The following is a 26,519-nucleotide window of genomic DNA, read 5'->3' as shown; positions in this document are numbered from 1 at the left end:
TTACAGTTAAGCGCTATCTGTTGCCCAAGGCAGTAAGAGCAGCGACTAACTAATGCGATACTAGCTCAGTTGGTAGAGCGCAACCTTGCCAAGGTTGAGGTCATCGGTTCGAACCCGATGTATCGCTCCAAATTCTCTCTCACGCTTTATGCTGAAGATGAAAATGGTTTAGTCTCATTGTCTTAAACAATGCATCCGGACGCGGGATGGAGCAGTTTGGTAGCTCGTCGGGCTCATAACCCGAAGGTCGTCGGTTCAAATCCGGCTCCCGCAACCACATTACAGTTAAACGCGATAGCGGTTAACTTATGCGATACTAGCTCAGTTGGTAGAGCGCAACCTTGCCAAGGTTGAGGTCATCGGTTCGAACCCGATGTATCGCTCCAGCTTTCTTCTAAAAAAGCTATTAAGACTCTTTAAACCACCGTGTTTTTCTTTAGATCACAGAGTTTAAAGGCGACCACAAAGGTCACGCTCTTTCTTTAATGCTGCGAAGCATAATCCCCCAAAAAAGCAAATAATCCTCCATCATGGTGGATATTTTTTTGTCTTAAATTTTTCTTAGCAACTGAAATGCTAGTAAATATCAGGTCTCTGAAGCAGACACTTGAGGTTTTTCACATCTATAAACAGACTTATCCACAAAATGTTAGGTGTGGATAACTTAGTTGATAAAGTTGTTTCAGGCTTAATTCTTTACCTATCCCTAAAAGATCTTTCTTGTTTTCAATATATTAGATGAATTGCAGCGATCGTAACTTGTTGTTTTTTATCAAGTTGGATGCCTATCTTGGATTTAATAAAAGATCGTTAACTTGTTGTTTTTTGATCTTAATCATTTATCGGTACTGTGTTTAACTTTGCTCGGGTGTCGGAAGTTTACGAGAGTTCTGAATTTTTTCCACATTGTTAGAATTGAGAACAAGGTCAAACATTGTTCTAAAATTATGTGCAACGAGTTGTCTTAAATATTGGACTATCGATGTGGGTGTCGCTGTCAATCGTTGATACCAAAAGGGCTAGGCGTCTCTTGGTAGTCCTTTCTCAACGATGCGTATCAGCCGGTGCTTTTTGGTGGAGATTTTGCTGTTACTTTTTTGCACACAGCTATTTTTCTGCGTAGAGCTATCTTCTTGCACACTGCTAGCGTTGGGTAACTGCTGTAGTTGTTTATTCAAAGCCCACTCAATATGCACATCAAGCATTTCGTTTTTGCCTTGATGAGACTCCAGGGTTTCAATAATGCGTTGTTGAAATGGTGCATTGCCCATCGCAACAAAGATATTGCGTAACCACTGGGTGTGGCCGATACGTCTGATTGCTGAGCCTTCCATTTTCTTTAGGAAGGTTGCTTCGTCCCAACTTGAAAGTGAAACCAGATCGGCTTCTTGGAAATCTTCTCTGCGGTGAAAGTCTGTTTGTTCTGTAAGTTCGGCATGACGATTCCACGGGCAAACTAACTGACAATCATCGCAACCGTAGATACGGTTACCAATGGCATCTCTATACTCTTCAGGGATCACACCATCATATTCAATGGTTAAGTACGAAATACATTTGCGCGCATCAACCACGCCATCAGCAATAATGGCACCCGTTGGGCAAGAAGTGATACATGCGGTGCATTTGCCGCACTCATCGACACTGGGTTCATCCGTTGGAAGAGAGATGTTAACCAACAGCTCCCCTAGAAAGAACCAAGAGCCAGCGTCTTTATCAAGAATTAATGAGTGTTTACCTGTCCAGCCCAACCCTGCTTTTTGAGCGAGTGGTCTTTCCAAAATGGGCGCTGAATCGACGAAAGGGCGTGAGTCTAAACCCTCGACCTCTTTTTCAATTCTTTGTCCTAGTTTTTTCAACTGGTTACGGAACAATTTGTGATAGTCGCGGCCTAAAGAATAGCGGCTGATGTAGCCTTGAGTGGTATCGCTTAGGTTAGAGGCGAACTGAGCTTCTGGTGGTAGGTAGTTCATTCGAGCGCTGATCACTCGAATTGTGCCTGGGTGAAGTTCATCAGGACGTGCACGCATCATCCCATGTCGAGCCATCCAATCCATTTCGCCGTGGTTGCCTGCATCTAGCCATGCTTGAAGAGGGGCTTCGTGTTCACTTAAATCAACATCGCAGATGCCAACTTTTTGAAAGCCCAGCTCTTTTCCCCAGATTTTAATTTTTTCAGCAAGATGGTCTAGATTCATGGCTTATTTCTTATTTTCTCTGTTTTACAATTAGAGATAAGGCTAATTAAAATTAGGTTCGGCAAAAATGGGGGCGGATCTTAACGGATCTTAGTGGTGTTGACCAGAACAGACGCGTTTTGATCAGTATTTTTCATAGAACTTACACTTGAGTGCTTGTCTCCCAAAAGCATCACGGTTTACTATTCTTGTTCTTTTGATTTTTATATAGTCAACGATCGATTTTTAGAGAACGTATTCATGAGCACGAAACAATTTACTTTGAAAGATGAACAAGCAACGATTCAATTAGGAACGGAGCTTTCTAATCTTTGCTCACAGCAGACGACTATTTATCTGCATGGTGATCTTGGCGCAGGTAAAACGACTTTCAGTCGTGGCTTTGTAAAAGCACTTGGCCATCAAGGAAATGTAAAAAGCCCAACGTATACTCTAGTTGAACCTTATCAACTTGCAGATTGGCAGGTGTACCACTTTGACCTTTATCGCCTAGCAGATCCTGAAGAGTTAGAGTTTATGGGAATTCGTGACTATTTTACGCCGGATGCTATCTGTTTGGTTGAGTGGCCTGAGAAAGGTTATGGGATGCTACCAGAAGCCGATTTGGATATTGATATTCGTTACCAAGACGATCACCGTATTGTTTCTTTAACCGCTAATAGTGAATACGGACAGCGCTTACTTAGTCAGTTGGAGTTATGTTGATTTCTAAACGCCTTATTTCAACAGTGGCCATGATGGCTGCTGTTTTTTCTATACTGTTTTCTTCACTTGTTTCTGCAAACTCACTGAAAAGTTTAAGGGTTTGGCCTTCTCCAGAAGAAACTCGTGTGGTTATCGACTTAAAATCAGAAGCGGACTTTAGCTATTTCACCCTGAGTAGCCCGAGTCGCTTAGTGGTTGATTTAAAAAATACCAGTCTTGCGACTAAGTTACCGGTCGAGGTGAAAGACAGCCCTGTTCTATCTAAGATTCGTAAGAGCTCACCGCCAGACAAAAACACCTATCGCTTGGTTTTTGAGTTAAAGAAGTCGTCTAAAGCAGAATTATTCAAACTGAGCCCGACCCCAGGTGGTCAGTATGGACACCGTTTGGTGATCGACTTACCTCATGGTGCGGCAAGTAAAGCGACATCGACACCGAGTAAGCCAACGGTAAGTAAGAACATTAATCAGGTTAAGCGCCAGAAAGATATTCTAATTGTGATTGATCCTGGCCACGGTGGTGAAGACCCAGGTTCGATTGGTCCTACGCGTAAATACGAAAAAGACGCGACTCTGAGTATTTCTAAGAAGTTAGCAGCTCAACTGAATGCGGTCCCGGGGATCAAAACTCGTATGACTCGTAATGCTGATTACTTTGTGAACCTGAATCGACGTGTTGCGATTGCTCGAGAGAATGAAGCTCACCTGTTGATCTCTATTCACGCCGACGCCTTTACGACGCCTCAACCAAGAGGTGGTTCAGTGTTTGTATTGAACACTCGACGCGCAAATACAGAGATCTCTCGTTGGATTGAGAATAAAGAGAAACAGTCTGAATTGCTTGGTGGTAGCGGTGCAGCGTTCACAAGCAATATTGATGATAAGAACGTAAACCAAACCCTGCTTGATTTGCAGTTTAGCCACTCTCAAAAAGAGGGCTACAAACTGGCAACGGCAATTCTGTCTGAAATGGGTAAGGTTGCGAAACTGCACAATAGCAAGCCGATTAACACCAGCTTAGCCGTATTACGTTCACCACAGATCCCATCAGTACTGGTAGAGACAGGTTTTATTTCGAATCCGACGGAAGAGAAGCTTCTTTTCCAACGTTCGCACCAAGATAAATTGGCACGAGCAGTGACTAAAGCGGTGGTTAAGTATTTGAAGGCTAACCCGCCTGAAGGGATTATCTTGTCTAACGCAACGTCATCAACGGGCAGCGTGAGCCAACATAAAGTCTCTCGTGGTGAGTCTTTGTCTGTGATTGCGAGCAAGTATGGTACGTCGACACAGACGTTGATGAAGTTCAACAATCTGAAATCGAGCAGCCTAGCAATTGGCCAAGTACTTAAGATTCCAGGCAGTGCTTCAACTTCATCATCAAGCAGTGCGGTTAAAATGAAGACCATCACTCACACGGTTAAGTCTGGAGAGTACCTAGGTAAGATCGCCAGCCGCTATAAAGTGTCGGTGGCTGATATTAAACGTGAGAACCGTTTGAAATCAGAGACGGTGAGAGTAGGCCAAAAGTTACGTATTACGGTTGAAGTTAAAGATGTTCCTCTGCGCAAACACAAAGTTGCAAGAGGTGATTACCTTGGCAAGATAGCTTCGAAATACGGCGTGAGCGTCAACAGCATTCGCCAAGCGAATAAGCTAAGATCTGACAGTCTAGCTATCGGCCAAGTGTTGATTATTCCTCACAAGTAGTCTTGGGAATGCTAAACAGCTTCAGGTATATCAATGATAAAAAATAAGAACTAGTGCAAACGTAGCAGCGTTTCCATCAATGGCAGTAAGGTAGCTATAAATATGACGATCAAAATACTGCCAGCTCGGTTAGCTAACCAAATCGCAGCGGGTGAGGTGGTAGAAAGACCCGCTTCTGTTGTAAAAGAGTTGGTTGAGAACAGTTTGGATTCTGGTGCGACACGTATCGATATTGATATCGAGAAAGGTGGCGCCAAGATGATCCGCGTTCGTGACAATGGTAAAGGCATCGTAAAAGATGAGCTTGCCTTGGCACTGAGTCGTCATGCTACCTCCAAAATCCACACTCTTGATGACCTAGAGGCGATCGTCAGCCTCGGTTTCCGTGGTGAAGCGCTGGCGAGTATTAGCTCGGTTGCGCGCTTGACCATGACTTCACGCCCTGCCACTCAAGATCAAGCTTGGGCAGCACACAGTGAAGGTCGTGATATGCAGGTAAAACTGCAGCCAGCAGCACACCCAATTGGTACTTCGGTTGAGGTGTTGGATCTGTTCTTCAATACACCAGCGCGCCGCAAATTCTTACGCACCGAGAAGACTGAATTCACCCATATTGATGAGTTGCTCAAGCGTATTGCATTAAGTCGCTTTGATGTGACGATCAACCTTCGTCATAACGGCAAGATGATTCGTCAGTACCGCGCTGCCAAGACAGAAGTTCAAGCAGAAAAGCGCATCGCTGCGGTATGTGGCAATCCTTTTGTTCGCCATATGCTTAAGATCGAACTTGAGCACCAAGGCTTAAAACTTCATGGCTGGATCACCACACCTGAAGGGGCCAGACAGCAAAGCGACCTGCAATACTGCTATGTGAATGGTCGTATGATGCGTGACAAGCTGATCAACCATGCGATTCGTCAAAGCTACGAAACCAGCCTGCGTCCAGACCAATTCGCGACGTATGTGTTGTTCATTGAACTCGACCCACATCAGGTGGACGTGAATGTCCACCCTGCAAAACATGAAGTGCGTTTTCATCAAGCGCGCCTTGTGCATGACTTTATTTACCAAGCATTGAGCGATGGTTTAGCGCAGAGCAAGCAGATCGATGCTGCACCAATCAATCAGTCGGCTTTTCATCAGTCAGAAGTGATTCATCATCAGCAAGATAGTACGAGCTCTGCAGTTGATGGTGTTGCAAGTTTCGCTGAGCCAGAAAGCGTAATGCCTAGCAGTTCGGATCAAACCCAAGTTTCGGATAGGGTGCGACACGCTATTGAGCAAACACCAGCCTACCCGAGAAAAGCCGAATCTGAGCAGGTTCATGACAAGCCTCAACACAGCGTTAATGATGGTGGGCGACACTATGCTCCATCAACCAGCTCAAGTTCATCTGCTGGCCGAAGCTCGGCTACTAGTGACAGCAGTTTTACCGGTTCCTCTCGCCAAGAGTGGATAGAGTCTCGACCTGAACCTAAAAAAGAGAAAGAGCCACACCAACATCATGGTGAACCCGCGCCATCTAAGCGAGAAGTGAAAGCCTATAAAGAGCTTCTGAAAACGCCAGATTTTGATGAGCAAGTTGTACAGCCTTCACTTTCTCAAGAGCATGTGGCACCAGTAGAAACCAGAGACAACTTAGAAAATAAAGAAAATAAAGAAAATAAAGAAGCTAAGCCTGCTCAACAGAATCCTGTTCATTTAAAGCCAAGAGCACCTGTAACGGACTTGGGCAAAGCGGTCTCGATTGTGGAACGTCAGTATCTGGTAATGGGCAATAAGAACGGCAGTGTGCTGGTTTCCTTGGCTAAGGCTGAGTTATTGCGTGTTGTTGGTCAGCTTGATACTCGAGGTGGCGCGTTAAAAAGCCAACCACTATTGGTGCCTTTATCGATTAAGCTGGGTAGTGAACTTGTCGAAGTTGCTAAGGCGCTGAGTCAAACTCTGGCATTACTGGGGATTGAGCTTAAGGCGCGAAACAGCGAGGCGGTAATGGTGATGGGCGTGCCTTCTCCTTTAAGGCAGCAAAACTTACAAATTTTGATCCCAGATCTGTTATCTTACGCGGCTTCAATAAATGCCCAGGGTGCAGTGAAGCAACCTAATGACATGTTGTCAGCTTTGGTTAACTGGATCGGGATTCAAACCGCACAAGTAAAAAGCGACTACACTTTATCTGAAGCGGTTCAACTAGTTGGGGAACTAGAACAACTTTGGCATGGTCTACTTCCATTAGATGATCCAGAGTTTGTTAATCCTATCGACTTTTCAGCGACTATAGCCGCGTTTACGGTTTAATTTTTTCGCGACGACCTTTGTCTTTTTAGCTGAATACGTCGCGACACAAAGCCCTTTGCTAAAAAGCGCTAAAACAGAGAAGCAAATACAAAATATCATGACTGAAAAATTACCTTTAGCGTTGTTTTTAATGGGCCCAACGGCGTCAGGAAAAACAGATTTAGCTATCCGCTTACGTCAGAAATACCCTGTAGAGATCATCAGCGTCGATTCGGCATTGATCTACAAAGACATGGATGTTGGTACCGCTAAACCGGATGCGGAAGAGCTTGAGCTCGCACCTCATCGCTTGATTGATATTTTGGATCCAAGCGAAGCGTATTCTGCGGCAGATTTTCGTCGTGATGCGATCAATGAAATGAATAAGATTGTAGCGGAAGGCAAAATCCCGTTACTTGTTGGTGGCACAATGCTGTACTACAAAGCATTGTTGGAAGGTTTATCGCCATTACCAGCCGCGGATCAAGAGATTCGTAAGCAGATTGAAGCGGAATCTATCGAACAAGGTTGGCAGGCATTGCACGATCAATTAAGAGAGATAGATCCCGTATCCGCTGAAAGAATACACCCAAATGATCCACAAAGGCTTTCAAGGGCATTGGAAGTTTACCGAATTTCGGGTAAAACATTAACAGAGCTAACTCAAACGAAAGGCGATAGCCTGCCATTTCGTGTAAAACAATTTGCAATAGCTCCCAAGGAAAGGACTGAACTCCATCGCCGCATTGAGCTGCGTTTCGAGAAGATGATAGAAGCTGGGTTTGAAGATGAAATGAAGGCGTTGTACGCCAGAGAAGATCTTCACCCTGAACTGCCATCGATCCGATGCGTTGGTTATAGGCAGATGTGGGATTATTTAGACGGTAATTGTGATTTAGACGAAGCGGTTTTCCGTGGTGTCTGTGCAACCCGTCAGTTGGCCAAGCGACAAATCACCTGGTTGCGCAGTTGGGATGATTTAACTTGGTTAGATAGCGAAAACATTGATCAAGCGTTAGAAACTCTTTCAGATGCAATAGCATCTGATTAGTATTGCTGTGTATAATGTGATCGCTTTTGCGTGAATATACTCTGGAAAGGATCCGTTATTGAGGCTTTTAAAAATCACAGCCTTTCAATAACAACGGAGTTTTTTTATTCATTTAGCTCAGATGCAAAGGCCGCACCTTTTTGTGCACCACTAGCTAAATAATTACAACAAAATACAAATAAGGAAAATAAAATGGCTAAGGGGCAATCGCTACAAGACCCATTCCTAAATGCACTCCGTCGTGAGCGCATTCCAGTCTCTATCTATCTTGTTAATGGCATTAAGCTGCAAGGTCAGATCGAGTCTTTCGATCAATTCGTGATCTTATTGAAGAACACAGTAAACCAAATGGTTTACAAGCATGCGATTTCTACTGTGGTACCTGCTCGCGCAGTTAGTCACCACAGCGGCGAGCAACGCACGCCATCTGATCGTCCAGAGAAGACTGAAGATTAATCGTTCAATTTGTACAGCTTGCGCTGTAATAAGGAGTTGGTTGCTTGTTTGACCGTTATGAATCCGGCGAGCGAGCCGTACTTGTTCATATCAACTTCACGCAAGAGGGAGAATGGGAAGATCTAAGCGAATGTGAAATGCTGGTCTCCTCAGCGGGGGTAGAAACGCTACAAGTGATTACTGGTAGCCGACAATCCCCACTCCCTAAATACTACGTTGGAGAAGGTAAAGCCCTAGAAATCGCACAAGCTGTTCAGCTGACCGGTGCTGAAATTGTGATTTTTAACCACTCCCTCTCTCCTGCCCAAGAGCGCAACCTCGAGCAATTGTGTAAATGTCGTGTGATTGATCGCACGGGTTTGATCTTAGATATTTTTGCACAACGTGCGCGAACTCATGAAGGTAAGCTACAAGTTGAGCTCGCTCAGCTTCGTCATATCTCTACCCGATTGATTCGTGGTTGGACTCACCTTGAAAGGCAGAAAGGTGGTATTGGTCTTCGTGGTCCAGGTGAAACTCAACTGGAAACCGATCGACGTTTGTTGCGTGACCGTATAAAGGCAATACTACGTCGTTTAGCGAAAGTTGCTAAACAGCGTGAACAAGGACGACGTGCTCGTAATCGAGCTGAAATCCCAACAATTTCTTTGGTTGGTTATACCAACGCAGGGAAATCAACACTTTTCAATCGCATCACAAGTGCTGGTGTTTATGCGGCAGACCAACTGTTTGCAACCCTAGACCCAACACTACGTAAGATTGATTTGGCAGATGTCGGGCCTGCAATTCTCGCAGATACCGTAGGTTTTATCCGTCATCTACCACACGACTTGGTCGCTGCGTTCAAGGCAACATTACAAGAGACGCAGGAAGCTGACATTTTGTTACATGTTGTTGATGCCAGTGATGACCGTTTTCGTGAGAACATTCAGGCTGTTCATGAAGTATTAGAAGAAATCGATGCTCATGAAGTGCCAACCCTTGTAGTCATGAACAAAATTGACTGCATGGAAGACCAAAAACCTCGAATTGAAAGAGACGAAGAGGGCGCACCTCGCGCTGTTTGGGTTTCTGCAATGGAAGGAGAAGGTATTGAACTGCTGTTTGAAGCTTTAACTGAGCGTTTAGCTAGCCAGATGGTTCAATTCCGGTTGTGTATTCCACATCAACATCAGGGCCGTATTCGCAGCTTATTCTTCGAGATGAAATGTATTCAACAGGAAGAGTATGATGAAAATGGTAACTTGTTGATAGATATCCGAATGCAACAAATAGATTGGTCTAAACTTGAAAAAAGAGAAGGGGCGCTCTTAGGTGACTTTATCGTTACCAAAGAGACTGCTACAGTATAACGTCATATCAAATGATGGAGCTTTCTAATGGCGTGGAATGAGCCTGGAAATAACAACAACGGCGATAATAACGGCCGCGATAATGACCCTTGGGGTAATAAAAATAATCGCGGCGGCCGAGAACAAGGACCGCCAGATCTAGACGAAGTGTTTAATAAACTAAGTCAAAAGTTAGGTGGCAAGTTTGGTAAAAAGGGTGGCAACGGTAACGGGCCATCTATTGGTGGTGGCGGTGCAATTGGCTTTGGTGTCATTGCCGTTATTGCTATTGCTATCTGGTTCTTCGCTGGTTTCTACACCGTTGGCGAAGCAGAAAGAGCAGTAGTACTTCGACTGGGTCAGTTCGACCGTATCGAAGAACCTGGTCTTAACTGGCACCCACGCTTCATCGATGAAATCAGTGATGAGCAACTAGTAAACGTTCAAGCGATTCGTTCTCTACGTGCTGCTGGCACGATGCTAACGAAAGATGAAAACGTTGTGACCGTTGAAATGGGTGTTCAATACCGTGTTTCTGACCCATACAAGTACTTGTATCGTGTAACGAATGCAGACGACAGTTTACGTCAAGCAACCGATTCCGCGCTTCGTGCGGTAATTGGTGACTCACTAATGGATAGTATCCTGACAAGTGGTCGTCAGCAGATTCGTCAAAGCACTCAAGAAACGTTGAACCGTATTATTGATAGCTACGATATGGGTATTCTGATTGTTGATGTGAACTTCCAGTCAGCACGTCCACCTGAGCAAGTGAAAGATGCATTTGATGATGCTATCGCGGCTCGTGAGGATGAAGAGCGTTTTGAACGTGAAGCTGAAGCTTACCGAAATGACATTCTTCCAAAAGCAACAGGTCGTGCTGAGCGTTTGAAGAAAGAAGCGGTGGGTTACTCAGAGCGCACAGTTAATGGTGCTCTAGGTCAAGTTGCTCAATTCGAGAAACTGCTACCTGAATACCAAGCTGCTCCTGAAGTAACACGTAACCGTATGTACCTAGATACAATGGAAAAAGTGTACTCAAGCACATCGAAAGTCCTGATTGATTCTGAATCAAGCGGTAACTTGCTATACCTACCAATTGATAAGCTAGGCGCACAAGGTGGTTCTCAGTCGGGCTCTCGCCCTGCAAAAGCATCATCAACTTACGATCAAATTGAGTTAGAAACTCAAGCGGATCCAAAGCCTAGCACTCAAACTCGTTCAGACAGTTCACGCCAAGGGAGATACTAATAATGCGTAAATTAATGATCCCTGTATTAGTTGTGACGATTGCCCTTCTATTGATGTCAGTGTTTGTGATTCAAGAAGGTGAGCGTGGCATGGTAATTCGTTTTGGTCGAGTTCTCGATGACAACGGCGTATCACGAATCTATGAACCAGGTCTGCACTTTAAACTACCGATGTTTGATCGCGTAAAAGTACTTGATGCTCGTATTCAAACGATGGATGGCCGTTCTGACCGTTTCGTAACATCAGAGAAAAAAGACGTTCTAATTGATACTTACGCAAAATGGCGTATTGCTGATTTTGGACGTTTCTATCTGAGTACCGGTGGCGGTAATATCATGACGGCAGAAGCACTTCTTGAGCGTAAAGTGACAGATGTTCTTCGTTCTGAAATTGGTTCTCGTGAAATTAAGCAGATCGTGTCAGGCCCTCGTAACAAGGACATCCTGCCAGACTCTGCTGATAGCGAAGTCGTCACAACGGTAGCGGCTGCAGAAGCACTAGAAGTTGATGGCGAACGCGATAAGATCATGGAAAACGTTTTGTCTGGAACGGCAGAAAGTGCGATGGCTGATTTAGGTGTTGAAGTTGTTGATTTTCGTATGAAGAAGATTAACCTTCCTGACGAAATCAGTGAATCTATCTACCGCCGTATGCGTGCAGAACGTGAATCGGTTGCTCGTAGACACCGTTCTCAAGGTCGTGAGAAAGCGGAAGTTATCCGTGCTCAAGCTGAGCTAGAAGTGGCAACAGTTCTTGCTGAAGCTGACCGTACAGCTCGAATCACTCGTGGTGATGCGGATGCAGAAGCAGCGAAGATCTACTCTGATGCGTTCAGCAAAGATCCTGAGTTCTACGGCTTCATGCGTTCATTGCAAGCTTATGAGACATCATTTAGCGATAAGAGCGACATTCTAGTACTGGATCCGAAGACTGACTTCTTCCAATACATGAATCAAGCAAGCGGCGCTCCAGCAAAATAAGCTGATGCGTTAGCGAATGCTTAGCTTAATAAGCAAAATACGTTAAAACTTAAAAGGCTCCCATTGTGGGAGCCTTTTTGTTTTCTATGACTTCTTTCAGGAGGAGACATGTTTGTGGATTCACTATTGGGGCGCGAGGGAAGGCGCTTAACAGAGTGGTACTTATAAACAGATTAGTACTTATAGAAACCTAGCGGTAGGTCATGAAAGCGATAACCGCTCCAGCCACCACAAGACAGCCTCCAATGCGGCGCAGTTGCGTGTCTGGTTGCTCGCTCAGTTGCGCGACCATGTTTCTCCAGCCATTGGGTGCAATCAAGGGGCCGAGCCCTTCCACAATAAGTACGAGCCCAATAGCGAGCCAAATTGATTGAGACATGGTTCTGCCTTTTGTCTGTAAAAAAGCAATGATATCAGTATCTTTACACATCTGCCCCCAGTTATGGCTGGTTTATTTTTGTACAGCGTTAACGTTTATGAACAAAAAGTGACTGCAAGAAGTGTGATTCAGTGCTAGAATCCATTTTTAATTAGCAACAGAAATTGGAAAGATGGGAAATAACGTAGTCGTTCTAGGCACCCAATGGGGTGATGAAGGTAAAGGTAAAATCGTTGACCTTTTAACTGAAGATGCAAAATACGTGGTTCGCTACCAAGGCGGTCACAATGCAGGTCACACACTTGTAATTGACGGTGAAAAAACCGTTCTTCACTTAATTCCATCAGGCATCCTACGTAATAACGTTAAATGTGTTATTGGTAACGGTGTAGTATTATCGCCTGACGCACTTCTAAAAGAAATGAAGCCTCTTGAAGATCGCGGTATTCCAGTACGTGAACGTCTTTTCATCTCTGAAGCTTGTCCTCTAATTCTTCCGTACCACATTGCAATCGACAACGCGCGTGAAATCGCTCGTGGCGCTAAAGCTATCGGTACAACGGGTCGTGGTATCGGTCCTGCTTACGAAGATAAAGTTGCTCGTCGCGGTCTACGCGTTGGCGACCTTTTCGATAAAGAAGCATTTGCTGAGAAGCTAAAAGAAGTGATGGAATTCCACAACTTCCAACTAGAGCACTTCTACAAAGCTGAAACAGTAAGCTACGAAGAAGTTCTTGAGCAAGCGATGAGCTACGCAGACATGTTAACTGCGATGGTTATCGACGTAACTGACGAACTAGACGCAGCACGTAAGCGCGGCGACAAGATCATGTTCGAAGGTGCTCAAGGTACGCTACTAGATATCGACCACGGTACTTACCCATACGTAACGTCTTCTAACACGACTGCTGGTGGTGTTGCTGCAGGTTCTGGTTTCGGTCCTCGTCACATCGGTTACATCCTTGGTATTACTAAGGCTTACTGTACTCGTGTTGGTTCAGGTCCATTCCCTACTGAGCTATACGATGGCCTTGAGAAGCAAGACCCAGTTGGTAAACACCTAGGCGATGTTGGTCACGAGTTTGGCGCAACAACTGGTCGTCTACGTCGTACTGGTTGGTTCGATGCTGTTGCTATGCGTCGTGCAATCCAAATCAACTCTCTATCTGGTATGTGTCTAACTAAACTAGACGTTCTAGATGGCCTAGAAGAACTAAAAATCTGTACTGGTTACAAGATGAAAGATGGTTCTATCCTAGAAGTTTCTCCAATGGCTGCTGAGTCATTCGAAGAAGCGACGCCAATCTACGAAACAATGCCTGGTTGGTCTGAAAACACATTTGGTGCTAAATCTATCGACGCGCTTCCACAAGCTGCTCTAGATTACATCAAGCGTATCGAAGACCTAACTGGCGTTCCAATTGATATCGTATCAACTGGCCCAGATCGTAACGAAACTATCATCAAGGTTCACCCATACGGCGCATAATGCCTGCTGAGTGATTACCAGGCACGAACAGTGCTTTGATAATAAAATAGTTTTCTAAAAGCCGACTTTATTAAGTCGGCTTTTTAATACCTGCAATTTAACCGCTCACTCTTTGATGGTGATCTTTTAAGCGTCATCAGGCAAAATATTGCCCATTAGCGGCAAGTTTTGTCTAAAGCCGTCGGGGTTATTGCCGATACAGATATCATGGAAAGTGAAGTTCACCCTGTTTTGTGCGTGTAGAAATCCTCTGCGGCCCTCAATAGATAACTTTAGCGACAGATAATAGAGTGCAGGTATGAAGCTACGAATTGTAGCAGCTTCATTGATAATGGCGCTGAGCTCACCCTTGAGTCATGCAAATTTGACTGACGTGGGAGAGCCCGTTCCAATATATACAGAAGCTGAACTGATTAATTTAATCGAGAATAATCAACACCTAGAGCGAGTGAAAGCTGATAAGTGCCAGTTAGTTGAAGATATCGTTGCTCGTGCAACGCGTATTAGCTTGCCTTCTTATGAGTTTTTATACGGTGATATGTTGGCTTGGGGCGTGTGTGTTCCACAAGATGTCGAGCTTGGCATTTACTATATGGAAAACGCGGCGCATCAAGGTTTACCGGCTGCACTAGAGCAGCTAGGTCGTTATTATTCTCGTGGAACCTTGGTTCAACAAGACAAAGAGCGCGCGATTCCGTATTTACGTGAAGCGGCCTCTATGGGTAATCTCAGTGCAAGCATTCACTTAGCGGAACTCTTGCTGCGTGATTACGGTAGCCCGTTAGATTATGAAGATGCTTACCGCTGGTTATACAACTCGGTGACTGCGGATGACAGGCAACACAAACGCATCACCGTGCTTCGTAGCGGTCTGGAACAGAGAATGCCGGACAATATTATCGCTCGAGCAAAACGTCGAGACGTGTTCTGGTAATTACGAATATTAATTAAGGTTAGATGGTGAACGACTGCACTCGTTAACCATCTATCTTGATATAGAAAGATACCGTATTAAAAAGGCCTCGTAGGTAAATACCTATGAGGCCTTTTTTGATCTTAACGGTAAACCGTTTATCTCACTCGGTGGCGTTATTGAACAACTTCACCAGATTCAATCACCGTCTTACGAACGACTTTGGTGAAATCGAGTGCTTCTTGGCGAATCTTATCTTCATCGACCGTTAGCATGTCGCGGTCTTGCATGATGATCTTACCGTCAACGATGGTGTGGCGAACGTTACCCGAGTTAGCTGAGTAAACTAATGCAGAGTATGGGTTGTAGACCGGAACCATGTTTGGCGCTTTCGTATCGATCACTATGATGTCGGCGAGTTTACCGGCTTCAAGAGAACCGATCTTATCTTCCATGTGTAGCGCTTTTGCTGCGCCCATTGTTGCCATGTCGATCACCTTGATCGGCGGCATTGCGGCACGATCTTTATTAACCAGCTTGTGAACTTTAGCGACTTGGTTGAACTCATCAATGGTGCTCAGTGTGTTACCAGACATTGGGCCATCAGTACCTAAACCGATACGCACGTTTTCGTCATACATCTTAAGCGCAGGTGATACGCCTTTTGCTGACTTGATGTTAGCACTCATGTTATGAGCCACGCCCATATCCGATTTCTTCACCAGTTCGATATCATGATCGTCAACAAGGATCATGTGTGCACCCACCAAGTTCTTGTTGAGTGCGCCAATGCTGTCCATGTATTGAACCGGGGACAATCCATCAGAACGCTCTGCGATTTTCTCTTCTTCACGGTGTGATTCTGCAAGGTGAATCATTACTGGAACATCTAATTCTAGGGATAGTTTAGATATTTTCTGAAGGATCTCTGTGGTGTTGGTGTAAGGCGCATGCGGGGCAAACGCTGGTGTGATGCGTGGGTGATCTTTGTATTCTTCAATGAAGTTCAACGCGTACTTAATGCCTTCTTCTGCGTTGGCAGCGTCGGCGACTGGGAACTTAATCACCGTTTCACCTAGGATGGCACGCATACCGATCTTATCGACGGTTTTTGCGACTTCATCTTCGAAGTAGTACATGTCGGCGTAAGTGGTCACACCGCCTTTCACCATTTCAACGTTACCTAGGTTGGCACCAATGCGTACCATGTCTCGCGATACTAGCTTCTTCTCTAGCGGGAAGATGTAGCGGTGTAGGCGATCTGGCACATCATCGGCTAACGAACGGAAAACTGTCATTGATACATGAGTATGGGTATTGATGAGACCTGGCATAACGATATCGCCATCAACGTCTAACACTTGCTTAGCTTGGTACTGCTTCTCTAGTGAAGCATCTCCAACCGCAATGATTTTGTTGTCTTTGACCACAACAGTACCGCTTTCATAAACCGTTTTGTCTTGGTTCATGGTTAGAACCATCGCATCGGTAATCATCAGGTCAGCCTTTTCCATTGCCGAACTTGCGAATGGGAACAGCGCTAGGCTCGCCATAGCTGAAGCCAATAAAGTGCGTTTTAGTTTCATATCATACCCAGAACAGGAGTTGGTAAAGTGCGTGGATAATAGTGTATTTCATTCATGGCGCAAACGTTTGTTTTATCGTTTGCTTGAAATTTTGATGATAATCCACGTCTATGAAGCGATGTTTCACAAAGTGAAGATATGTATCAATCTGAGGTTATTTGAGTGTTTTCTAAAGCATATCTGTAGCTTACCCCTAGCATCAGATATACTAGGGGTATATACCTTCCTTGCTTAAGCAGGCCCGCCTATGTCAAAAAACACACCAACGTCAGAAAATACGACAGCGACAACCACTGTTGATCCTTTTGCCGACCGAGAGTCGAAAAATTACGATAACCCAGTACCAAGCCGAGAGTTCATTATTTCGTTTCTAACAGACGCGAATATTCCGATGAACCGCAACGATCTATTCGAAGCTTTGGGTCTTGCTGGAGAGGAACAATATGAAGGGCTGCGTCGTCGTTTGCGTGCAATGGAGCGTGATGGACAGCTTATCTTTACTCGTCGTCAGTGCTACGCATTGCCTGAGAAGATGGAACTGATCAAAGGCTATGTGATTGGTCATAAAGACGGTCATGGTTGGGTTCGCCCAGACGGCAGTGTGGGTAAAGACAATGATATCGTGCTGCCGCATCATCAGATGAAAACCATCATGCACGGTGATTACGTATTGGTTCAGCCTACTGACAACAGTAAACGTGGTCGTCGTGAAGGTCGTTTGGTTCGTGTTCTTGAAGAGCGCAAAACGCCACTTGTTGGTCGCTTCTTCCTAGAATATGGCCATTCTTACGTGGTTGCTGATGATTCGCGTATTAGTCACGACATCCAGATCCCTACTGAGCATAAAGGCGGTGCTCGAATGGGTAATGTGGTTGTGATTGAAATTACGGATCGTGGTGGTCGTTCTCGTAACATGATGGGTAAAGTGACCGAAGTTCTTGGTGAAAACATGGCGCCGGGTATGGAAACGCAGATCGCGATCCGTACTCACCAGATCCCACAAGAGTGGCCTGAAGCGGTAGATAAGCAAATCGAAAACCTAGGTGAGCATGTTCCTGAAGAAGCAAAAGAAGGACGTGTAGACCTGCGTAAACTGCCATTGGTTACCATTGATGGTGAAGATGCGCGTGACTTCGATGATGCGGTTTACTGTGAAGCGAAGAAAGGCGGCGGCTGGCGTCTATGGGTAGCGATTGCTGACGTAAGTTACTACGTTCGCCCAGATACAGCGCTAGACAAAGAAGCGATTAACCGTGGTAACTCGGTATACTTCCCGTCACAAGTCGTGCCAATGCTGCCAGAAGTGCTTTCAAATGGTTTGTGTTCATTGAACCCTCAGGTAGACCGTTTATGTATGGTGTGTGAGATGACTATCTCAGACAAAGGTAAACTGTCAGGCTACAAGCACTACGAAGCGGTAATGAATTCTCATGCTCGTCTTACTTATAACAAAGTAGGCGCGATCTTAGATGGCAATGAAGAATTACGTGAGCGTTACGAACCTGAAGTACCACATCTTGAAGAGCTTCATAAGATGTATAAGGTGCTTAAGAAAACGCGTGACGAACGTGGTGCGATTGAATTTGAAACGGTAGAAACTAAGTTTATCTTCAATGCGGATCGTAAGATCGACCGTATTGAGCCAGTAATTCGTAACGATGCACACAAGATCATCGAAGAATGTATGATTCTTGCGAATATCGCATCGGCATCTTACGTAGAAAAAGCGAAAGAGCCTGCGCTGTACCGTGTTCACGAAACTCCGGGCGAAGAGCGCTTAATGGGCTTCAAGAGCTTTTTAAGTGAATTAGGTTTAACACTGGAAGGTGGTCTGTCGCCATCACCAGTAGACTATGCACAACTGATGCAACAGATTAATGAACGTGAAGATCGTGAATTAATCCAAACTATGCTGCTACGCTCAATGAAGCAAGCGGTATACAACGCGGATAACGCGGGTCACTTTGGTTTAGCTCTTAAACGCTATGCTCACTTTACCTCGCCAATTCGTCGTTACCCAGATTTGCTATTGCACCGTGCGATTAAGTACCTTATTGCGAAAGAAGAAGGTCGTAACAGCGAACGTTGGACGCCAACTGGTGGTTACCACTACACTTTCGATGATATGGACTTCTACGGCGAGCAGTGTTCAATGACTGAACGTCGTGCTGATGACGCAACGCGTGAAGTAAACGACTGGTTGAAGTGTGAATACATGCAAGACCATGTCGGTGAGGTGATGGATGGTGTGATTGCCAACGTGACTGGTTTTGGCTTCTTTGTTCGTCTAACTGAACTGCACATTGATGGCTTGGTACACATCTCAGCGCTAGCGAATGATTACTACCAATTTGATGCTGTTGGTCAGCGTCTAGTGGGTGAAAGCTCAGGTAATATCTACCGCTTGGGTGATTCGGTTAAAGTGAAGGTTTCTGCGGTTAATTTAGAAACTCGCCAAATCGACTTTGACTTAGAAGACACTGATCGTCAGCCGCGTGGCAAAGGCAAAACAGCCAAGAAGCGTGCAGCAGAAGCGATGAAAAAGGCGAAAAGCAAGAAGCGCTCAGCAGTGAAGAGTAATAAGCCAGGTGTATCAGCGAAGCCTATGGTTGAGCCAACTAAGCGACCTGACGGAAGCAGCGAAGGCCCTGCTAAGAAGAAAAAGCCAGCGAATAAAACCGGTGCTGCTAAAGCTCGCGCTAAGAAAAAGCGTGCTGCAAGCCGTAAGCCAAAGGCTGATAGATCTTAAGACTGATAAATCTTAAGGCTAATAAGGCGCTCTTCTAATCAGGTTTAGCGCCTACTGATTTAGTGTGAAATGACTTTAATGCGAGAGTATCAGGCACAAGACGCATACTCTCGAAATGAACAACACAGAGGTGGACACATCGGCATTGATGTCATTCATCTCTGAGCAATAAGAGTAAGTTGAGACAATGAGTAACGAATTTATTTACGGTATTCACGCGGTGAAAGCCGTACTAGAAAAAGATCCTGCACGTTTTATCGAAGCGTATGTATTGAAAGGTCGCCAAGACGAGCGTCTTCTTCCATTACTGAACCAACTGCAACAGTTTGGTGTGTCGATTCAACAGATGGGTCGTAAGCCGTTGGATGAAAAAGCACAAGGTGCGAATCACCAAGGTCTTATTGCTAAGGTGAAGCCTGCTAAGCAGCTTAATGAAACTCACCTAGACGATATCCTAGCGCAGCACGAACAGCCTTTGCTGTTAGTTCTAGACGGCGTAACAGACCCTCATAACCTAGGCGCTTGTCTACGTAACGCGGATGCCGCAGGTGTCGCTGCTGTTATCGTACCTAAAGATCGCTCTTCGCCGTTAACAGCAACGGTAAGCAAGGTTGCATGTGGCGCAGCTGAAACGGTTCCTCTCGTGCGCGTAACCAACCTAGCTCGCACAATGCGTGCACTGCAAGAGCAGGGCGTATGGTTTGTGGGTACGGCAGGTGAAGCAACGCATGATATCTATCAAGCGAAGCTAACGGGTCCTCTTGCGGTAGTTATGGGTGCAGAAGGTGACGGTATGCGTCGTTTAACTCGTGAAACTTGCGATGATCTGATTAAGATTCCAATGGCAGGTAGCGTATCGAGCTTAAATGTTTCTGTGGCGTCGGGTATTTGCCTGTTCGAAGCGGTAAGACAGCGTTTAGCTCAGTAATGCGTTAACGCTGCTTTAAGTCTATGAATTTATTAGCGCTCACCACTTGCTGGTGGGCGTTTCTTTTTAGGCTGTTATAGCAAAATCCATCGGTTTGTCGGATGGCTAGATGGCGACAGAAAAACTGTTTCATTATTCACCAAATAGCGCTTGCCAATACCGGGTTCTTTCTATAACATTTGCCGTCCTTAAAACTCGGTCATTTATCTTTAGTTCCTTGCTTCCTCTGGACGACCGGGCCACTCGTGGAAGCTAATAATCCGTAAGGAGCAACCAAATGCGTCATTACGAAATCGTATTCATGGTTCACCCTGATCAAAGCGAGCAAGTTGCTGGCATGATCGAGCGTTACACTGGTTCTATCACTGAAGCTGGCGGTACTATCCACCGTCTAGAAGACTGGGGTCGTCGTCAAATGGCTTACCCAATCAACAAGCTTCACAAAGCTCACTACGTTCTTATGAACGTTGAAGCTGGTCAAGAAGTGATTGACGAGCTAGAAACTGCTTTCCGTTTCAACGATGCAGTTCTACGTAACATGATCATGCGCACTAAAGGCGCTGTGACTGAGCAATCTATTATGCTTAAGCAAAAAGAAGAGCGTGCAGAGCGTGCTCCTCGTCGCGAAGAGCGTACAGAAGCTAAACCAGAAGCAGCTGCTGAGTAATTCTTTTTTGGCTTAACGCCTTAAAAAATTCTCAACTTGTTTTAGGTCATTGATAGTTATTTCGATAATTGTGAAAGACCGCTTTACTAAATTTAAGATCAGGAGATAGCCCATGGCTCGTTTCTTCCGTCGTCGTAAATTCTGCCGTTTCACTGCAGAAGGCGTACAAGAGATTGACTACAAAGACGTAGCAACTCTTAAAAACTACATCACTGAAGCTGGTAAAATCGTACCTAGCCGTATCACTGGTACAAGCGCTAAGTACCAGCGTCAACTAGCTCGCGCTATCAAGCGTTCTCGTTACCTAGCTCTACTACCGTACACTGACAAGCATCAGTAATCGGTAATAGTTAATAATAGTTTAAGAGGACTAAGATAATGCAAGTTATTCTACTTGATAAGATCGGTAACCTAGGTGGCCTTGGCGACCAAGTAAACGTTAAATCTGGTTACGCTCGTAACTTCCTTATCCCACAGGGTAAAGCAGTTATGGCAACTAAAGACAACGTTGCTATGTTCGAAACTCGTCGTGCTGAACTAGAAGCTAAAGTTGCTGAGCAACTAGCTGCTGCTGAAGCTCGTGCAGAGAGCGTTAACACTCTAGAAGGCGTTACAATCGCTTCTAAAGCTGGTGACGAAGGTAAACTATTCGGTTCTATCGGTACTCGTGACATCGCTGACGCTATTACAGCGGCAGGTGTTGCAGTAGCTAAGAGCGAAGTACGCCTACCTGAAGGCGCTCTACGTAACATCGGCGAATTCGAAGTAAGCATCCAACTTCACTCTGAAGTTTTTGCTACTGCGAAAATCGCTATCGTTGCAGCTGAGTAATTTCAGTACCAAGACGAATTCTTTCTTTTGAAAGTTTTAAACACCAGCTTCGGCTGGTGTTTTTTTATGTCTGGAATATAGGAAAAGGTAAGAGAGGGTTACATTAGGTTAAAAGCCTACTATGATCCAAAAGCTCTGATGGCTGAACAACCAGCTATGGAATTAGAATTGAAAGAGTAGGTTAATCGACAGCACAGAGTCTTCTTTGCTTAAGCCTTCAGGCACTTTATCGTGGTACTGGCGAGAGTGAGCGATCTTCAGCGCGATATTGTCAGTAATATCGTTGATGGCTTCTAACTCAGTATCAAACTTTAGGTTACTGTGACCAGAGACAAGCGTCACGTCTGCCTTGAGCTGCAAATTCTTCAACACCTGCCATGACGTATTCACGTTGCCACGAAAAATCGCTTCTTCAACAATCTCAGGGAAGATGATGTCATCATCGTCGATCTCATCGAGGTTTGGCTCTTGGTAACGAAAACCTGGGCCCACTTCGACTTCCAATACAAACTCTTCGGTATTCGAAAACTGGTAACCCAGACCACTCGAAATTGTGTAGTCCTTAAAGTAAGCACTGTATCTCGAGTCGACTCCTTTGAAACTGCCGTAAAGGTAGGTTTTAGGGCTTAACTTGTAGTCACTCTGAGCTGAGTAAGTCGATTGCCTTTTATCTTCTTCGCCATCTTTGTAGAGGTTGTAGTATTTCCATTCACCACTGGTTCTATGACGGCCAGCCGTGTACTCACCGTTCAGGCGTGCGTTAAGCGCTCGTGAATCAGAGTTACCAGTATGCGACTGATATCCAAATTCGACTTCCGTTTTTAGCGGGCTCGGTAGTTCTGTATCACTTGTATCACTCGGTGCGATATCCAACTCTTTTTCTTCAGGTGTCGGTGCAACGACGATCGGCTCAGAAGTAGGTTCTGAAACTACTATAGAGTCGAGGATTGCATCAACAGAGTCTTTAGCATCATCAGCTAAGGCCATCGGAGCGCTCAGGAGACCAGTGCTTAGAAGACCAGTGCTCAGAGCCAATAATTTGGACACGCATACCTCTAGTTATACAGTGAGTGAATGGCAGGATCGTAATGCTACCCTTGGTTAATTCCGTCAGCAATAGGTAAATTCTTCCTGAAGAATAAAACAAACTCATAGGATTGGATTACAAACGGATGTTCTTGGGTATAATGAACGATCATTATTAGTTATTGAGTGTAGTCATAGTGGATACCAAAAGTCAGAAATCAGCCAACGATCAGGTGGACGCCATCAAGGTCCCGCCACATTCATTAGAAGCTGAGCAATCTGTTATTGGCGGTTTGTTATTAGATAACGAACGCTGGGATACAGTTGCCGAAAAGGTTGTGGCCAAAGACTTTTATAGCCGTCCTCACCGTCTGATCTTTGAAGCGGTAAAGGATATCCTTGAAGAAAGTTCTCCTCTGGATCTTATTACACTCTCTGAACATTTAGAGCTGCGTGAGCAACTTGAAGAAGTGGGTGGCTTTGCTTACCTTGCTGACTTAGCGAAAAACACACCAAGTGCCGCAAACATCAATGCGTATGCGGATATCGTAGCGCAACGTGCACTTGTTCGTAGCCTGATTGGTGTCGCGAATGAGATTGCTGATTCTGGTTATGACCCTCAAGGTCGTACTTCGGAAGAGCTGGTTGATCTTGCTGAAAGTAAAGTCTTCGCGATTGCCGAAGGCCGTGCAAGTGAAAACGAAGGTCCACAAAACGTTGATAGCATTCTAGAGAAGACGCTAGAACGTATCGAGATCCTATACAAAACGCCGCAAGATGGTGTGACAGGTGTCGATACTGGCTTCAACGACCTCAACAAGAAAACAGCAGGTCTACAAGGCTCTGACTTAATTATTGTTGCTGCTCGTCCATCGATGGGTAAAACCACATTTGCGATGAACTTGTGTGAAAACGCGGCGATGAAGCAAGACAAACCGGTTTTAATCTTCTCGCTAGAGATGCCAGCCGAACAGCTGATGATGCGTATGCTTGCGTCACTTTCTCGCGTAGACCAAACCAAGATTCGTACTGGTCAGCTAGATGATGAAGATTGGGCTCGTATCTCGTCGAGTATGGGTATTCTGATGGATAAGAAGAATATGTATATCGATGACAGCTCGGGTCTAACGCCAACAGAAGTGCGTTCTCGTGCTCGACGTATCGCTCGTGAACACGATGGTATCTCTATGATCATGATAGATTACCTTCAATTAATGCGTGTACCTTCGTTATCTGATAACCGTACTCTTGAAATCGCCGAGATTTCTCGCTCATTGAAAGCGTTAGCAAAAGAGCTAAACGTTCCGGTTGTGGCACTTTCTCAGCTTAACCGTTCCCTAGAGCAACGTGCTGATAAGCGCCCAGTAAACTCGGATTTGCGTGAATCAGGTTCGATTGAGCAAGATGCCGATTTGATCATGTTTATCTATCGTGATGAGGTTTATAACCCAGATAGTTCCTTGAAAGGCATTGCTGAGATCATCCTTGGTAAGCAACGTAACGGTCCGATCGGTTCTGTTCGTCTTACGTTCCAAGGCCAACACTCCCGATTTGATAACTATGCAGGCCCTGCATTTGATGATGAGTAATCGCTAATGACTTACATGAAAGCGGCGACGGCGAGCATTGACTTAAACGCGCTCGAACATAACCTGAACCAGATAAAGTCGAAGGCTCCTCAGTGCAAGGTCATGTCTGTTGTGAAAGCCAATGGCTACGGACACGGCTTACTGCATATAGCCAAGCATTCAAAAAGCTCTGATGCTTTTGGTGTGGCGCGTATTGAAGAAGCGTTACAACTTCGTGCTGGTGGCATTGTTAAACCTATTTTGTTGCTGGAAGGATTTTACTCTTCGGGCGATTTGCCAATCTTGGTGACCAATAACATTCAAACGGTGGTGCATTGTGAAGAGCAATTAAGCGCGCTAGAGAATGCGGATTTGGAAACACCCGTTGTGGTATGGCTAAAAGTCGACAGTGGTATGCACCGATTAGGTGTTCGCCCTGAGCAATACCAAAACTTTGTTGAGCGTTTGCATCAATGTGCGAATGTTGCCAAACCTCTACGTTACATGAGCCACTTCGGTTGTGCTGATGAACTGGATAGAGCAACCACCGTTGAACAGACAGAGCTTTTCTTGTCGCTTACTGAAGGTTGTGAAGGGGAGCGTTCACTTGCTGCCTCTGCGGGTTTACTCGCTTGGCCAGACAGCCACCTTGATTGGGTTCGTCCGGGAATCATATCTTACGGTGTCTCTCCGTTTGTTGATAAATCAGCGCAAGAGCTTGGATTTTTGCCTGTGATGACCCTGACCTCACACCTAATTGCCGTTCGCGATGTGAAAGCCGGTGAAAGTGTGGGTTATGGCGGAAACTGGACCAGTGAACGTGATACCAAGGTTGGTGTTATCGCGATTGGTTATGGTGATGGTTATCCTCGCACTGCACCTAACGGCACCCCAGTGTTCGTTAACGGTCGAAAAGTACCGATCGCAGGACGTGTATCAATGGACATGCTAACGGTTGATCTAGGCCCTGATGCGGCAGATAAAGTCGGCGATGAAGCGACTCTGTGGGGTAAAGATTTACCTTCCGAAGAAGTGGCTGAACATATCGGCACTATCGCTTACGAGTTAGTTACTAAGCTGACTTCGCGTGTTGCGATGGAATATGTGAAGTAATCATGGATCTTGATAAGTAAATTATGTTCAAGCGAACGACTCGAAACTGGCTAATGTCTGCAATGACATTACTCGGTGTCAGCTTTTCTTCTTCCGCTGCGAGTGAAGAAAAAGATTCAGCTTTTGTCCCTTTCTACTTCAGCACCGAAACCATGGGTAACACCTTTGGGGTTGCGGGTGTCGCAAAGGGTGTTTGGCAACCTCAAGCCGCTCTGTTTGGTATGGCACTCTATTCAGACAAAGACAGTTACGTCGGTTTTCTATCGGCTTTTAACTATGCCTTGTCTGAGAACGTATTGTTTAGCACTCAGATGTATCAAGCGCGCTTCAACGACAACCCGTATTACATTGGTTCTCAAGGCGATAATGATTCATCTATCGATGACAAAACCATTGCTGATGGCTTAGAGCAAAACTATCAGTTTGAGTTTAAGTATTTGCTACCTTGGGGCAACGTTGCAGAACACGGTTTACTCGGTGCTTTTCAGCCAATCAAAGATGTGAGCTTTGCTTCGCCAATCGAATCGGGTGTCAGTTCGATTCTATTTACGCCTTTTTATACTGCTCGTGAGTTGGAAGGTTTAAATAATACCGAGGAGGCAACAGGCTTTAGTTTGGCGTTTGATTGGGATAACCGTGATAGCACACGCAACCCGACCAGAGGTTCTCACACTAACCTTGAGTTCACCACTGGCGCAGAGAGTTGGTCTAACGATGACTTGTGGCTTAAGTGGACCTTCCAAAATAGCCAGTACTTTGCTTTAGGTCCTTTAGGGGACTTATTCGATCAACAAGTTTTAGCATTTGATTTCTATACCGCTGACACGCCAACGTGGGATAACTGCTCTGGGCAAGATTGTGCTCGTCCACCGGAGACCGAGCAAGCTCGATTAGGTGGCTTGTATCGATTACGAGGTTATACCGGAGGCCGTTATCACGGTCGCTCTGCAGTGCATTACTCTGCAGAGTATCGAGTGCTTCCTGACTGGCAACCTTTGGGCGATATCCCACTGATTAACTACTACGACTTGCCTTGGTGGCAATGGGTAGCGTTTGCTGAAGTAGGGCGTGTTGCCGATGAGTACGACATTAAAACACTGCATACAGACATGAAGTGGAGCTTAGGTGGCGCGGTTCGTTTCCAAGTGGAAGGCATTGTTGTTCGTGCTGAATTAGCGCGAGGTGGTGATGAAGGGACCTTTAGGGTCATGATAAATCAGCCCTTCTAAAGCTTTCGGCCTACAGTAGGCCAAATACTATTTTTATAAGAGTGGTTGTGGAAACGCTCCACTCTTTTTTATTAACAAGATAT

The 26,519-nt window shown here is 45.3% G+C and carries 22 protein-coding genes and 3 tRNA genes; 21 read left to right on the top strand and 4 right to left on the bottom strand.

The genetic code is table 11. The features are described from left to right. Nucleotides 1-54 precede the first annotated feature (54 nt). The 3 genes from AB4154_RS10270 (at nt 55) to AB4154_RS10260 (ending at nt 386) form a co-directional block, all read left to right on the top strand. Nucleotides 55-130 (top strand) — tRNA-Gly (locus tag AB4154_RS10270). A 70-nt stretch (nt 131-200) separates the two neighbouring features. Continuing rightward, nucleotides 201-277 (top strand) — tRNA-Met (locus AB4154_RS10265). Nucleotides 278-310: 33 nt separating this feature from the next. Beyond that, nucleotides 311-386, top strand: a tRNA-Gly gene (locus tag AB4154_RS10260). Between the two features lie 633 nt (nt 387-1,019). Here the strand turns inward: AB4154_RS10260 and queG are convergent. Further along, a complete protein-coding gene (gene queG / locus AB4154_RS10255; protein ID WP_372122886.1) occupies nt 1,020-2,198 on the bottom strand; it encodes a tRNA epoxyqueuosine(34) reductase QueG in 1,179 nt (392 codons plus the stop codon). A gap of 240 nt (nt 2,199-2,438) precedes the next feature. Between queG and tsaE the strand changes: the two genes are divergently transcribed. From tsaE to hflC, 8 genes are all read left to right on the top strand, one after another. After that, the gene (gene tsaE, locus AB4154_RS10250) at nt 2,439-2,903 is read left to right on the top strand and encodes a tRNA (adenosine(37)-N6)-threonylcarbamoyltransferase complex ATPase subunit type 1 TsaE (RefSeq protein ID WP_004735870.1); all 465 of its coding nucleotides are present in this window, start codon (nt 2,439-2,441) and stop codon (nt 2,901-2,903) included. Further along, nucleotides 2,897-4,612 (top strand): N-acetylmuramoyl-L-alanine amidase, encoded by a 1,716-nt coding sequence (locus AB4154_RS10245; RefSeq protein WP_372122884.1) that lies wholly within the window; start codon nt 2,897-2,899, stop codon nt 4,610-4,612. The genes tsaE and AB4154_RS10245 overlap by 7 nt, the downstream gene beginning before the upstream one ends. Before the next feature lie 102 nt (nt 4,613-4,714). Then, nucleotides 4,715-6,910 carry a DNA mismatch repair endonuclease MutL gene (gene mutL, locus AB4154_RS10240; protein WP_372122882.1) on the top strand — a complete coding sequence of 732 codons (2,196 nt, stop codon included), beginning with the start codon at nt 4,715-4,717 and terminating at the stop codon, nt 6,908-6,910. A gap of 97 nt (nt 6,911-7,007) precedes the next feature. Then, the gene (gene miaA, locus AB4154_RS10235; protein ID WP_102394615.1) at nt 7,008-7,940 is read left to right on the top strand and encodes a tRNA (adenosine(37)-N6)-dimethylallyltransferase MiaA; all 933 of its coding nucleotides are present in this window, start codon (nt 7,008-7,010) and stop codon (nt 7,938-7,940) included. Between the two features lie 192 nt (nt 7,941-8,132). Continuing rightward, nucleotides 8,133-8,396 carry an RNA chaperone Hfq gene (gene hfq / locus AB4154_RS10230; RefSeq protein ID WP_017059927.1) on the top strand — a complete coding sequence of 88 codons (264 nt, stop codon included), beginning with the start codon at nt 8,133-8,135 and terminating at the stop codon, nt 8,394-8,396. Nucleotides 8,397-8,440: 44 nt separating this feature from the next. Then, entirely contained in the window at nt 8,441-9,748 is a 1,308-nt protein-coding gene (gene hflX, locus AB4154_RS10225; RefSeq protein ID WP_017059928.1) for a ribosome rescue GTPase HflX, read from the top strand. A gap of 27 nt (nt 9,749-9,775) precedes the next feature. Continuing rightward, entirely contained in the window at nt 9,776-10,978 is a 1,203-nt protein-coding gene (hflK, locus tag AB4154_RS10220; protein ID WP_017059929.1) for an FtsH protease activity modulator HflK, read from the top strand. A gap of 2 nt (nt 10,979-10,980) precedes the next feature. Next, nucleotides 10,981-11,958: a protease modulator HflC gene (gene hflC / locus AB4154_RS10215; RefSeq protein WP_017059930.1), complete on the top strand. Its 978-nt coding sequence runs from the start codon at nt 10,981-10,983 to the stop codon at nt 11,956-11,958. A gap of 190 nt (nt 11,959-12,148) precedes the next feature. Here hflC and AB4154_RS10210 read toward each other — a convergent pair whose 3' ends face one another. Beyond that, nucleotides 12,149-12,337, bottom strand: coding sequence for a DUF2065 domain-containing protein (locus AB4154_RS10210; protein WP_010434105.1), 189 nt, complete (start codon nt 12,335-12,337; stop codon nt 12,149-12,151). Between the two features lie 172 nt (nt 12,338-12,509). Between AB4154_RS10210 and AB4154_RS10205 the strand changes: the two genes are divergently transcribed. Beyond that, a complete protein-coding gene (locus AB4154_RS10205) occupies nt 12,510-13,826 on the top strand; it encodes an adenylosuccinate synthase (RefSeq protein WP_010434108.1) in 1,317 nt (438 codons plus the stop codon). A gap of 298 nt (nt 13,827-14,124) precedes the next feature. Then, nucleotides 14,125-14,760 carry a flagellar protein MotX gene (gene motX, locus AB4154_RS10200; protein ID WP_004735859.1) on the top strand — a complete coding sequence of 212 codons (636 nt, stop codon included), beginning with the start codon at nt 14,125-14,127 and terminating at the stop codon, nt 14,758-14,760. Between the two features lie 155 nt (nt 14,761-14,915). Here the strand turns inward: motX and AB4154_RS10195 are convergent, their stop codons facing one another. Continuing rightward, nucleotides 14,916-16,325: an amidohydrolase gene (locus tag AB4154_RS10195; protein WP_372122879.1), complete on the bottom strand. Its 1,410-nt coding sequence runs from the start codon at nt 16,323-16,325 to the stop codon at nt 14,916-14,918. Nucleotides 16,326-16,572: 247 nt separating this feature from the next. On the opposite strand from AB4154_RS10195, the gene rnr reads away from it, so the two are divergent. The 5 genes from rnr (at nt 16,573) to rplI (ending at nt 21,500) form a co-directional block, all read left to right on the top strand. After that, nucleotides 16,573-19,074 (top strand): ribonuclease R, encoded by a 2,502-nt coding sequence (gene rnr / locus AB4154_RS10190; RefSeq protein WP_372057160.1) that lies wholly within the window; start codon nt 16,573-16,575, stop codon nt 19,072-19,074. A 187-nt stretch (nt 19,075-19,261) separates the two neighbouring features. Continuing rightward, nucleotides 19,262-20,002, top strand: coding sequence for a 23S rRNA (guanosine(2251)-2'-O)-methyltransferase RlmB (rlmB, locus tag AB4154_RS10185; RefSeq protein WP_017063180.1), 741 nt, complete (start codon nt 19,262-19,264; stop codon nt 20,000-20,002). A gap of 277 nt (nt 20,003-20,279) precedes the next feature. Next, nucleotides 20,280-20,669, top strand: a complete 390-nt coding sequence (gene rpsF, locus AB4154_RS10180; protein ID WP_004741278.1) for a 30S ribosomal protein S6 — start codon at nt 20,280-20,282, stop codon at nt 20,667-20,669. A 112-nt stretch (nt 20,670-20,781) separates the two neighbouring features. Beyond that, nucleotides 20,782-21,009, top strand: coding sequence for a 30S ribosomal protein S18 (rpsR, locus tag AB4154_RS10175; protein WP_000090472.1), 228 nt, complete (start codon nt 20,782-20,784; stop codon nt 21,007-21,009). A gap of 38 nt (nt 21,010-21,047) precedes the next feature. Continuing rightward, on the top strand, nt 21,048-21,500 hold the full coding sequence (gene rplI, locus AB4154_RS10170) for a 50S ribosomal protein L9 (protein ID WP_010434182.1): 453 nt from the start codon (nt 21,048-21,050) through the stop codon (nt 21,498-21,500). 162 nt (nt 21,501-21,662) lie between these two features. Here the strand turns inward: rplI and AB4154_RS10165 are convergent, their stop codons facing one another. Next, nucleotides 21,663-22,547: a DUF481 domain-containing protein gene (locus tag AB4154_RS10165; protein ID WP_372122877.1), complete on the bottom strand. Its 885-nt coding sequence runs from the start codon at nt 22,545-22,547 to the stop codon at nt 21,663-21,665. Nucleotides 22,548-22,723: 176 nt separating this feature from the next. Between AB4154_RS10165 and AB4154_RS10160 the strand changes: the two genes are divergently transcribed. The 3 genes from AB4154_RS10160 to AB4154_RS10150 are packed head-to-tail and all read left to right on the top strand — an operon-like array spanning nt 22,724 to nt 26,436. Further along, nucleotides 22,724-24,115, top strand: a complete 1,392-nt coding sequence (locus AB4154_RS10160) for a replicative DNA helicase (protein ID WP_016767560.1) — start codon at nt 22,724-22,726, stop codon at nt 24,113-24,115. Nucleotides 24,116-24,121: 6 nt separating this feature from the next. Continuing rightward, the gene (gene alr, locus AB4154_RS10155; protein ID WP_017065624.1) at nt 24,122-25,207 is read left to right on the top strand and encodes an alanine racemase; all 1,086 of its coding nucleotides are present in this window, start codon (nt 24,122-24,124) and stop codon (nt 25,205-25,207) included. 23 nt (nt 25,208-25,230) lie between these two features. After that, entirely contained in the window at nt 25,231-26,436 is a 1,206-nt protein-coding gene (locus AB4154_RS10150; protein WP_372122876.1) for a BamA/TamA family outer membrane protein, read from the top strand. The last annotated feature ends 83 nt before the right edge of the window (nt 26,437-26,519 follow it).

It is taken from the genome of Vibrio sp. 10N.286.51.B11 (genome assembly GCF_041469245.1).
Lineage (GTDB): Bacteria > Pseudomonadota > Gammaproteobacteria > Enterobacterales > Vibrionaceae > Vibrio > Vibrio crassostreae_C.
The sequence above is the reverse complement of the archived record's forward strand: the minus strand, read 5'-3'. Positions and strand labels throughout refer to the sequence as shown.